This window comes from Spongiivirga sp. MCCC 1A20706 (assembly GCF_046524175.1).
In the GTDB taxonomy this organism is placed as follows: domain Bacteria; phylum Bacteroidota; class Bacteroidia; order Flavobacteriales; family Flavobacteriaceae; genus Spongiivirga.
This window is the reverse complement of the sequence record NZ_JBEFZF010000011.1, coordinates 72945-82694: the sequence shown is the minus strand read 5'-3', so window position 1 is coordinate 82694 and position 9750 is coordinate 72945. Positions and strand designations below refer to the sequence as shown.

Annotated in this window: 13 protein-coding genes; 3 read left to right on the top strand and 10 right to left on the bottom strand. The window is 35.6% G+C overall.

The window, feature by feature from the left end; all coding sequences use genetic code 11:
- Positions 1 to 322: 322 nt before the first annotated feature.
- Positions 323 to 1225 (top strand): histone deacetylase, encoded by a 903-nt coding sequence (locus ABN763_RS18850; RefSeq protein WP_410487057.1) that lies wholly within the window; start codon positions 323 to 325, stop codon positions 1223 to 1225.
- 7 nt (positions 1226 to 1232) lie between these two features.
- On the top strand, positions 1233 to 2066 hold the full coding sequence (locus tag ABN763_RS18845) for a phosphatase PAP2 family protein (RefSeq protein ID WP_410487056.1): 834 nt from the start codon (positions 1233 to 1235) through the stop codon (positions 2064 to 2066).
- Positions 2067 to 2121: 55 nt separating this feature from the next.
- On the opposite strand, the gene ABN763_RS18840 is transcribed toward ABN763_RS18845, so the two are convergent.
- The 8 genes from ABN763_RS18840 to ABN763_RS18805 form a co-directional block, all read right to left on the bottom strand.
- Complete coding sequence (locus ABN763_RS18840; RefSeq protein WP_410487055.1) at positions 2122 to 3009, bottom strand: GIN domain-containing protein; 888 nt, start codon at positions 3007 to 3009, stop codon at positions 2122 to 2124.
- A 24-nt stretch (positions 3010 to 3033) separates the two neighbouring features.
- Complete coding sequence (locus ABN763_RS18835) at positions 3034 to 3426, bottom strand: hypothetical protein (RefSeq protein WP_410487054.1); 393 nt, start codon at positions 3424 to 3426, stop codon at positions 3034 to 3036.
- A 23-nt stretch (positions 3427 to 3449) separates the two neighbouring features.
- The gene (locus tag ABN763_RS18830; RefSeq protein WP_410487053.1) at positions 3450 to 3935 is read right to left on the bottom strand and encodes a DoxX family protein; all 486 of its coding nucleotides are present in this window, start codon (positions 3933 to 3935) and stop codon (positions 3450 to 3452) included.
- 121 nt (positions 3936 to 4056) lie between these two features.
- Positions 4057 to 5280, bottom strand: coding sequence for a helix-turn-helix domain-containing protein (locus ABN763_RS18825; protein WP_410487052.1), 1224 nt, complete (start codon positions 5278 to 5280; stop codon positions 4057 to 4059).
- Positions 5281 to 5340: 60 nt separating this feature from the next.
- Positions 5341 to 5775 carry a hypothetical protein gene (locus ABN763_RS18820; protein ID WP_410487051.1) on the bottom strand — a complete coding sequence of 145 codons (435 nt, stop codon included), beginning with the start codon at positions 5773 to 5775 and terminating at the stop codon, positions 5341 to 5343.
- Positions 5776 to 5786: 11 nt separating this feature from the next.
- Positions 5787 to 6128: a cupin gene (locus ABN763_RS18815; RefSeq protein ID WP_410487050.1), complete on the bottom strand. Its 342-nt coding sequence runs from the start codon at positions 6126 to 6128 to the stop codon at positions 5787 to 5789.
- A gap of 2 nt (positions 6129 to 6130) precedes the next feature.
- On the bottom strand, positions 6131 to 6520 hold the full coding sequence (locus tag ABN763_RS18810) for a group III truncated hemoglobin (RefSeq protein WP_410487049.1): 390 nt from the start codon (positions 6518 to 6520) through the stop codon (positions 6131 to 6133).
- A complete protein-coding gene (locus ABN763_RS18805) occupies positions 6517 to 6951 on the bottom strand; it encodes an RrF2 family transcriptional regulator (protein ID WP_410487048.1) in 435 nt (144 codons plus the stop codon). The genes ABN763_RS18810 and ABN763_RS18805 overlap by 4 nt, the downstream gene beginning before the upstream one ends.
- Before the next feature lie 123 nt (positions 6952 to 7074).
- Between ABN763_RS18805 and ABN763_RS18800 the strand changes: the two genes are divergently transcribed.
- Positions 7075 to 7530, top strand: a complete 456-nt coding sequence (locus ABN763_RS18800) for a DUF4334 domain-containing protein (protein WP_410487047.1) — start codon at positions 7075 to 7077, stop codon at positions 7528 to 7530.
- 75 nt (positions 7531 to 7605) lie between these two features.
- Here the strand turns inward: ABN763_RS18800 and ABN763_RS18795 are convergent, their stop codons facing one another.
- The gene (locus ABN763_RS18795) at positions 7606 to 9441 is read right to left on the bottom strand and encodes a phytoene desaturase family protein (RefSeq protein ID WP_410487046.1); all 1836 of its coding nucleotides are present in this window, start codon (positions 9439 to 9441) and stop codon (positions 7606 to 7608) included.
- A 42-nt stretch (positions 9442 to 9483) separates the two neighbouring features.
- Positions 9484 to 9729: a 2TM domain-containing protein gene (locus tag ABN763_RS18790; protein ID WP_410487045.1), complete on the bottom strand. Its 246-nt coding sequence runs from the start codon at positions 9727 to 9729 to the stop codon at positions 9484 to 9486.
- Positions 9730 to 9750 lie beyond the last annotated feature (21 nt).

Genomic DNA, 9750 nt, shown 5'->3' with positions numbered 1-9750 from the left:
AATATATCGATGAAAAGAACATTAAATACTTAAAATAATGTTAAATAATAGATTATATAAATAATTAATCGATTAAATACATAAAAAGTAAGAAAAATCGATCAAAAATTAATAATATTCCAATTCAAAAAATCGATAAACGGTAAACCACTAGGAATAAGGCTTTATAAAGTCGAAAGTTTCTTTGCTGTTCTCTAATTATTATATGTAGAAGCACAAAATTTCACGTTGAAAGAAAACTATCAACTAAAAGTTAAGAGGGCAAAACAGCATAACCAAGCAGTCAGCTGTTATCATTATTTTTGTAACCTTACTTATTTGAATGCTTAAAATAGCTTATCATCCTATTTACAAACATCCACTACCTGAAGGACATCGATTTCCGATGATTAAATATGATCTACTTCCAAAACAACTAATTCACGAAGGGACTTGCGAAGAAGAAAATTTTTTCCAGCCGGCGGTTCCGGCTGATCATCTTATTCTTCGAGTGCACGATAGTAGCTATTACAAAGACCTAAAAGAACTTAGCTTAACTAAAAAAGCGGCTCGCAAAATCGGATTCCCGCTTTCCGAAGACTTAGTCAAGAGAGAAATTATTATTGCAGACGGGACGATAAAAGGCTCTATGTTTGCCTTAGAAAATGGTATTGCCATGAATATTGCTGGTGGTACCCACCATGCTTATACTAACCGTGGCGAGGCCTTTTGTTTACTAAACGATCAGGCTATTGCAGCACAATATCTACTAGATAATCAATTAGCATCAAAAATTCTCATTGTTGATCTTGATGTACATCAGGGTAATGGTACAGCTGAAATTTTTCAAAACAATCCACAGGTGTTCACTTTCTCCATGCATGGCGCATCAAATTATCCCTTCAAAAAAGAAAAAAGTGATCTTGATATTGCCCTACATAAAAAGGCTGATGACCGCACTTATCTATCCATCCTAAAAGAAATAGTACCTAAACTTATTAAAGAACAACGGCCTGATTTTATATTTTATCTATGTGGAGTTGATATTTTGGCTTCTGACAAACTGGGCACCTTAGGGATGAGTATTAGGGGTTGCAAGGAACGTGACCGATTCGTTTTAGAGCAATGCATTAAAAATCACATCCCGGTACAATGTAGCATGGGCGGTGGTTATTCGCCTACCATTAAAACTATCATAGAAGCCCATGCCAATACCTTTCGTCTGGCTCAAGAATTGTATTTTTGACCTACTTATGAAAAAGATCTTATTATTTACCATTTTGATAAGCTCGTTTGCTTTTTCTCAAAATGATTCTTTCGTAGTTAACAAACGTAATGGCTGGCAAACATTTACTTACGATATGGGTAATGTATTTGGAGGTGTCGGTTACGCATATAGCAGACCCCTTTATTGGAAAGGGCCTCAATTTAGAAACTTTGGTTTGTTAGTGGCAGGTTCAGGAGCCTTATATTTAATAGATGATGAAGCCAGAACTTTCTTTGCGGACCTCGAAGAAGATGTTCCTAAACCGATTCGCGAATTTGGCTGGTATTTTGGAAATCCGCAAAATAATTATGCATTTACAGGTAGCGTTTACTTGGTGGGATTGTTTACCAAAAATGAAAAATTAAGACGTACTGGAGTATTAATGATGAGTTCTGCTACAGCTGCGGGCTTTTTACAACAATTGACAAAAACATTGGCGGGTAGAGCCCGTCCAACAACTGAGCTTGGTAAAAACTATTTTCAACCTTTTGGTGGAGAATCTGGTTTACGCTCTTTCCCCTCTGGTCATATGGTTATGGGATTAACTATAGCCTATGCTGCTGCGAAACAGTTTAAAAATCCGTGGGTAAAAGCCGGTTTTATCACCATGGGAACCATCCCGGGATTATCGAGACTTTTAAATGAGCAACATTGGTTAACCGATGTGGCAATAAGTGCTGTCATGAGTGTTTTTATTGTTGAGTCAGTTGACAAATACCTTGACCGTAAGTATGATGAAAAATACAATAATGACACCAAAAAGCTTAGTTGGAATTTAAGTTTTGGTCCAGGTCAAATTGGGGTGAATATTACTTTTTAACCACAAGAAATCCTCCGACACCAAAGTTTCGAAGGATTATCTTTCAGATTAGATTTTAGTCAAAAAGTTTGACCACTGTATCTTCATTAGCAGCTGTCAGCGTTACCAGAAGTTTTCTTCCTATTTTATTCTTTTTGTACACCTTGGTACCTGTAGTCCAACGTTCTTTTTTCGTGGCACCAGGCATCATTGGGAAACCATAACTAAATGTATTTCCATCTGGTTTTGGTCCCACCACTACAAAATGATTTCTACTTAAAGAGTTATTCTTGATCTTAATATTAATGTATTTTATAGCATCATTTTTCTTAGGATCGGCCTTTGAAATCGCCTTTTTTACACTGCTCCCCCTTATCTTTTTGGGTTGATTAACCAAAACCAATCTAGCATCGGCACTTAGTGTATTATCTAAAACTTCGGTAGCATTCACTGTCGCTTTGCCGCGACCCCAGATATTTAATATTACCTCTTTAGCTTTTAAATCTTTAGCATCAATAATGCCATTTTCTGCACCAATCCCTACACTATTCACATTACCACTAACGATAATACCACCAATTAAAGCAGTTAAACTCGCATCATTATTGGTTAGATTATTAATAATTACTGTTTCGTGAACCCCAACCTGAACTCTTTTCAAATTCGGCATTCCAATCTTGATAATAATATCTGTTGAAGGTTGAATCCATTCTTTTTGAGCTAGGATCATTTTACCGTCGACTATTTCAGTATCTATTAAATCCAGCAGATTGCTATCTGCCGTAATGGTCATTACCTCATTAGCATTTTGATCAATTTCTACTTTAGCATATAACTCCACTTCAAGATTGGCTAATCCTGCCACGTTTACCGTTCTGGTTTCAACAATCTTGTTTCCCTTTATTTGTGCGTGTGTTAGTACTCCTGCTAACATACATGCCATTACAATAAACTGTTTTCTCATTTTTTTGATTTTTAAATTGATTGATTATTTATTTTCTAAACGCTTTTGTTTCCCTTCAGGCTTATTGAATATTGCCTCATAAACTATAGTTTCGGGCTTATACTCTAGTTGAATTATTCGATTATTTTGGCCAGATAGCTCATAATCCTCTTCATTTTTCAAAAACTTGAATTCAAACCCATTGATGGCAGTTTTCTTAGATAAGGTAACCTCATAAATACCATCATTATTATCATCTGTCATTGGCACAGTTACTTGCCATGAAGGATCCGTCATTTGCCCTCTTAGGCCAACTTTTTGTACATTTTCAATACCGTTTACATCTACTTTAAAAGTCACTGTTTTTAAATGTTCTTCTTGTACACAACTCCCTAAAAAAGTCGCTGCAATCAGGATTAATATCATTTTTGTTTTCATTTTCTTTGGTTTTATTTGATTGATTACTTCATTTTTCTGGTGATCAGATAGTCAATACCAAATCTACCTGAACCTAAAAACAGGTTATAAATAGACACCCATAAAAAGCTCATGGCGGGGAGCATTCCCCAAGTACCTTGCCCCCATTTTTGCATAAAAATGGCGACCAACATCGTGCACATTATTAAGAATGATGCAATTCTTGTTTTAAGTCCAAAGGCTAGAAAAAGCCCCCCAACTGCCTCACTAAACGCACCCATCCAGGCAAAGAAAATAGGAGCTAACGCGAAGATGCCACCGTATGATGCAACATCTTCAGGAAACCAAGCAGAAACTTCGAAAAGATCTAAATTTTGACCCTCGGGAGTCCATGGCATTCCAAATTTATCAGCACCAAAACTTAGTGCTAATAGCATTCCGCATATAAATCGTATTACGGCAAAAAGTAAGTCGGCAGACCAATGTGTTTGTGTTACTGGCGCTATTAATTTTAAGAATAGTTTTTTCATCTTGATTGTTGTTTTGATTTGACATGACAAAATTGCCAAACAACATCAAGTTGCGCGCTTCAAAGCGTATTAAGTCGTCTCAAATACGATTTGAGCCGTCTTATTTTGAACAAAAAGGGATTTAAGCACTTATGGTCTTAGCAAATTCAGTTGGAGAAATCTGAGTAAATTTCTTGAAAACCCTGTTAAAAGTAGCCTTGCTATTAAAGCCACACTCATAAGCAATACCAAGCAGTGATAATTGCTCATGCTTTCCGTTTTCAATCATTTGCTGCACAGCATCTACACGATATTTATTGATAAAGTCATTAAAATTATTGCCATACCCTACATTGATGACCTCAGAGAGTTGCGCCCGTGTCAACCTTACTTTTTCTGCTAACTCAATTAAATTAATATCTGGGTTTAAGTATGGCTTTTCATCAGTCATATAGATATCCAACAGTTTTTTTCTATTGATTATTTCATTCGACACTTCAGAAGTTGAAACAATATTATTACGTTTTTCGGGAACAGCGACTTCTTGTATACTAAACTTTAGTTTAGACAGTGTATCTGTTTTGGTAAAATACCCTTTTATGCCAACATAAATAATCACAATCGCCGAAATAAAGTGATACCACCACTCTTGGGTCCATGTTAAATTAAACATACTGCTATCTATAAGATCTTGAGTGACACCATATAGAAACAAAAACGCGTACACAAAAAGGAAATTTCGCAGCCAATTCAACTCCAATTTGTAAGTGTTTGAAAAATAGTGTTGAATATGTTTACGATGGGCAAAATACAACTGAAAGGAGAATGCGAAATATAATAGCAATTGAAAATTAGATACTATAAAATACAAGGGGTTGATGTATTTGAAGTGAAATCCTTCAAACAGCACTCCATTTTGAGTATCAGCAAATCCCGGTTGTTGTGCATCGTAAATAAAAATCCCATACCGGTAAATAAGAAAAACAATACCCGGAACAAAATGCCATATATGCTTTTTGGTGAGTTTAAAATTTGCATTTGTAACCGATCTTACATAGAAATAAAGACAGGGTGCAAAAATTAGCTGTAAAGGAGCTAACCAATAATTGATCTTTGTATTTCGAAATGTATCATACCAATCCATAAAACCAATAGTATAGCTAGTACGGTGATAACAGGTAATTAGTAAAATACATGCTAAAAAAAGATCAGATAGATAGCGTTGCTGAAAAAACCTTCTAAATAACAAAAAGCTGAACAACAAGCCTTGTAATACCAGTATTAATAAAGGTGTGCTATACAAATTAAAGTTCGGAAAGGTAAAAAGCATGTCTAAAAATAGAAAAAGGTTATCGAATAATGACAACCTTTTCTTCTTAATTGAATTAGCAAGTAGGTTAGCTACCTATAATGTTACAACCAATTACTATTTGAAGTATTTTTTATAAGACTTGAGGTACAATTTGATTTCTTTTAATTGCGTTTGACCATTTTTATAATTAGAATTTTTTAAAATTTCTATCTTATCTTTTAGCGGGAGGATAAAGTAATGAAGTTGATCGTGGGCTTCTCCGGTCATGGTGCATTTAGCGACAATAGTTTTAAACTCACTATCAAGTTTTTCAGCTAAGACTTTTGGGTTCAGTGAATTGCTATCAGTTGAATTTATTGCTGCGATCATATTTTCTATTCCGACCGTAGTAGCCTCATTGGCTTCCCATTTTTCGCCCTTGTTTAAGCTTAGCTTTTCTTCATAAGATGCATCATTGCTTTCGCTTTTTTCTTTGGTAATATTCTGGCAACCTAGCAATAAAACAATGGCTAGAAGCATTTTAAAAAATGTATTTGCTATTTTTTTCATATTCCAAAGATTCATAGTGTGCTTACATTTTCAACTCTTTCAATTTTATCATTTATTGAAAGTGATAGGCGTATAATGCTATTCTCCCGTGCCTTTAAATCGTGTAAGACGTTAGCTTCTAATGCAATCAAACTGCCAGGCTCTAATAGATATGTTGTAGTGCCTACACCAAAATCTATTACCCCTTTATGCACAGCAACTGTAATAGGATAAGGCGCCTTATGTGCTGCCATTACTTGGTCTTTTTTCAAAAGAATGCGTACCTCTTTGGTCGCTTCTGTTTCTAGCAAAACCGAAATGGCTGGCTTTTTATCATTAAAAACAACTTCTTCAGTCAACGATGCCATTTTCATAACTAAATGCTATTGTTTGCCAATTTATACTGGAACATTTGAGCCATTTTTTCAGCTCTAAGTTTTGCTTCATCAGCTTTTGGTCCCTTAAAATGTTGGTCAATACAATTATTGAAATGTCCCAACCACTGTTCAAAATGATTCGCTTCAATGGGCAGTTTTCTATGTGGTGCAAAAGGAGACCCTTTATATGTATACTCTTGTAGTAATATGGTTTGCCAAAAACGCACCATTTTATCTAAGTGCGTATCCCATTTGTCTTGAATAATACTATTGAAGATTGGCCCTAACATTGTATCTTCTCTGACAGCACTGTAAAATCGGTTAACCATTAGCTCAATATCCTTTATTTCTTTAATGTCATTCATGTTCATAAAATCAGTCGTTCTCATCGCTTTAAAACTGTTAATCCTTTGTTCAATTCTAAAGCTACGTCCAGTAGATTTGAATTTTCTAAGGTGTCATTTAGGGCATCTCTAATAATAACAAACTTGTCGTGCAATGGACACGGTTTACTGTCATCACACGCTGTTAAACCAAGTGCGCAGCCACTAAATAATTGATCGCCGTCAATTGCCAAAACTATTTGCTTAAGTGTAATACTGGACAACCGATCTTTATCAATTTCGAACCCTCCTCTGGGTCCCTTGATGGAATCAAGTATATCTGCCTTAACTAGCAATTGCAAAATTTTTGCTGTAAATGCAACTGGTGAGTTAATGGCAGTAGCAATATCGCTTAGACTAACACGCTCTTCCATTTGCGCTTTTTTTGCAATAAACAGGGTTGCTTTGATTCCGTATTCACAGGTTTTTGAAAACATTTTTACTTAATATTTTGAGTAAAGGTATCGTTTTTTTATTTCGGATAAAAATATCCGAAATAAAAATTACAAGTACTAGATCAATTCGTTCGATAAGTTTTCTTCCTTTGTTTACATTTACGCATGAATAAGCACGAAGCTATCAGTAAATTTCACGAGTTCGCTCTTGTTAATGAGGTGATTGATTTTGACCAACTCGCAGAAATTTTTTCAAACCTAGCGCCATTAAATACAAATGAGATACTTGGTTCTTGGAAAGGTGGTTTTTTTAAAACAGGTAAACTAATCGATCTTACGTTAAGAGACTATGGCATTATTAAATGGGTTGGTAAACACTATATTTCTGAAAATAAGGTAAAAGCTTTAAAGTATAAATTTCTTGGCCTTACCTTTAGTTTTCCTATTATTGGCCGAGCGAGAATTAGGCATGTTGAGTTTAGAGATAAAATGTCGACAGCAATGATATATAATCATCTACCGATTATTGATCATTTTAGACGAGTAGATGACAGTACATTAATGGGTGTTATGGATTTTAAAGGTAGAATTGTCTTGTATTTCTATTTGTATCGATCATAAACATTTAGGCTATACCACTAGTAATATTTCCAAAAAAGGGTTTATGACACAGCAATTGTGCTATTAATAATTTAATTAACCCATAGGTCCATAAATAATCGCCTCATCACCAATAGCTATTTGCTCGCAACTTGTAAAGAAGCTACTGCCATCTCTTTTAACTTGAAACTTTATTTGATCGTTCATTCCGTTTGATACAATAGGAAGCCAACGATACGGTAGATCGAGCTCGGTAGCTTTTGGGTTTTTTAAATTAAGAATAGCATATTTCCCGTTTCCACCGTCAAACCCAGTAGGTTTTTCAAACGACAATTCAACAGTGCTTTCGTTCAACTTTTTTAACGCTTTTAGCTTTACAATTCTCTCGTCCGTGTAATGTTCCTTATCACATTCTGACCAGATTTTATCTTTAGTCATTTGCAAAGCTGCTAAAAAACCCCCAGTGATACTACCTTCAAAACCCCCTCCCGGAAATGCCCATGCCGACGCAAAATACAAGTTGGGTACTAAGAAATCATTCCTAAATCGCTTTGCCGCGGTTAATTGATTCGTTTGTGCAAAACCATACACCGCACCACCGGGATTAGCAGTGTATCTTTTAATGGTTTTGGGTGTAGAAACTTCGTAGTATTCTATATTTTCCCTAATCCCGGGAAATCTCTCTTCCAATCGCTCTAATAAAATCTGGGCTACTTTTTCTTTTTTAGCATCGTAATCTTCCTTGCTTAAACCTTCCCAGTTTTTAAGGTACGCTAACATACAAATCACCCCTGCAGCTTTATCTGGTGGTGCCAACCCGGCATCCACTTTTTCATAATCTACAAAAATGAAGCTCCGTTTTTTCCAATCACCAGTTTGATTAGGATGCACATCTTTTAAACTCTTGACATCTTCGCCTTGTATAAAATTCGAATAGTAACGAACCCCGAATTGATCTAACTTTTTCTCAAATCCAAAATATATACACAGTAATGATGGAGAATTGGGGTGTGTCCCAATTTTTTGTTTTAATGTATTAGCGTATGGCTCATCAAGTAACGCTGGTACTGTAGGAATTGCACAATTAGCTACAACATTATCGCAAGTTATGGTAACAGACTGCCCATTTTTATTAAATCTATCGTGAAATGAGACGCCGGTAGCCTTACCATTTTCGGTAATAATTTTGTGAACCTTTTTGCCAAGCAGCACAGTACCACCCTGCTTTTCAATATATGTCGCCAAATGATCAGAAAGTTTTTGCGAGCCACCCTTTATAAAGTGACCACCGTTTTCTATAAACCCGGCAAAGGGTAAACCAAAGTAAAACATAGACAAGGTATAAGGGTCATCACCCCAATAGGCGATATGCGCTACAAGGTCTAGCTTTGTGTTTTCATTACTAATATGCTTGTCTAACCAAGATCCGACAGTATGCTTTGTTGCTGTTACAAGATTGGGATACAGCAAGGGCATTAACGGAAAGATCAATTTACCTACAAGTGGATTACGTGGTAAACTATGGGCTTCTTTTCTAATACCTGCGATGAATTTCATAAACTTATTTATCCCTTTTTCCTCTTCGGGATACTTTTGAATAAGGGCTTTGGTCGCCTTATCAAATCCATGAGGAAACACAAAATCATCTTTATCCGATAGTACACCGTAAAATTCAGGCACCTGCTCAAATTGAACATGTTTGTCTACTTCTAGCATTTTAAAAATCCTACTCAAGTTGCTGTTTTCTGCGAGGCCACTCATTTCATGTAGGCCAACTTCAATGATAAAATCACCTCGTTTAAATGTAGTTGCACAGCCCCCTGGTTTATGATGCTGTTCTAATAGCAGTACTTTCTTGCCAAATTTTGAGAGTGTTGCTCCTGCGGTTAATCCAGCCAAACCGCCTCCGATAATAACTGTATTGTATTTCATTGTTTTTGTTTTGTTATCCCCTGTAAATCTTCATGATCTACTTTAAAGCTTATTCATTTCTTTTTCAATCATTCGATCTTTAAGGCTTGGTCTTCCTGATGTATAATAAACAGTCAAGCCATGTATTGTAATGCCAATTCCCCATCCTAATAATGGCCATATAAACCAAATATGTTCTGGTGATGAGATGAGATCAATAAGTGCTAAAAAAGCTATAACGGTGATAAAAATGTACAAGTGAATTCGAAATTCAACTCTTGCTTTCGACTGTTCTCTTTTACTTTTCATAATGATGTATTTTGAATTGTT

Bases quoted from the DNA above. Each gene is read 5' to 3' on its own strand.
- ABN763_RS18850 (WP_410487057.1), top strand. From the start codon at position 323: ATGCTTAAAATAGCTTATCATCCTATTTACAAACATCCACTACCTGAA.
- ABN763_RS18845 (WP_410487056.1), top strand. From the start codon at position 1,233: ATGAAAAAGATCTTATTATTTACCATTTTGATAAGCTCGTTTGCTTTT.
- ABN763_RS18840 (WP_410487055.1), bottom strand. From the start codon at position 3,009: ATGAGAAAACAGTTTATTGTAATGGCATGTATGTTAGCAGGAGTACTA.
- ABN763_RS18835 (WP_410487054.1), bottom strand. From the start codon at position 3,426: ATGAAAACAAAAATGATATTAATCCTGATTGCAGCGACTTTTTTAGGG.
- ABN763_RS18830 (WP_410487053.1), bottom strand. From the start codon at position 3,935: ATGAAAAAACTATTCTTAAAATTAATAGCGCCAGTAACACAAACACAT.
- ABN763_RS18820 (WP_410487051.1), bottom strand. From the start codon at position 5,775: ATGAAAAAAATAGCAAATACATTTTTTAAAATGCTTCTAGCCATTGTT.
- ABN763_RS18815 (WP_410487050.1), bottom strand. From the start codon at position 6,128: ATGAAAATGGCATCGTTGACTGAAGAAGTTGTTTTTAATGATAAAAAG.
- ABN763_RS18810 (WP_410487049.1), bottom strand. From the start codon at position 6,520: ATGAGAACGACTGATTTTATGAACATGAATGACATTAAAGAAATAAAG.
- ABN763_RS18805 (WP_410487048.1), bottom strand. From the start codon at position 6,951: ATGTTTTCAAAAACCTGTGAATACGGAATCAAAGCAACCCTGTTTATT.
- ABN763_RS18800 (WP_410487047.1), top strand. From the start codon at position 7,075: ATGAATAAGCACGAAGCTATCAGTAAATTTCACGAGTTCGCTCTTGTT.
- ABN763_RS18795 (WP_410487046.1), bottom strand. From the start codon at position 9,441: ATGAAATACAATACAGTTATTATCGGAGGCGGTTTGGCTGGATTAACC.
- ABN763_RS18790 (WP_410487045.1), bottom strand. From the start codon at position 9,729: ATGAAAAGTAAAAGAGAACAGTCGAAAGCAAGAGTTGAATTTCGAATT.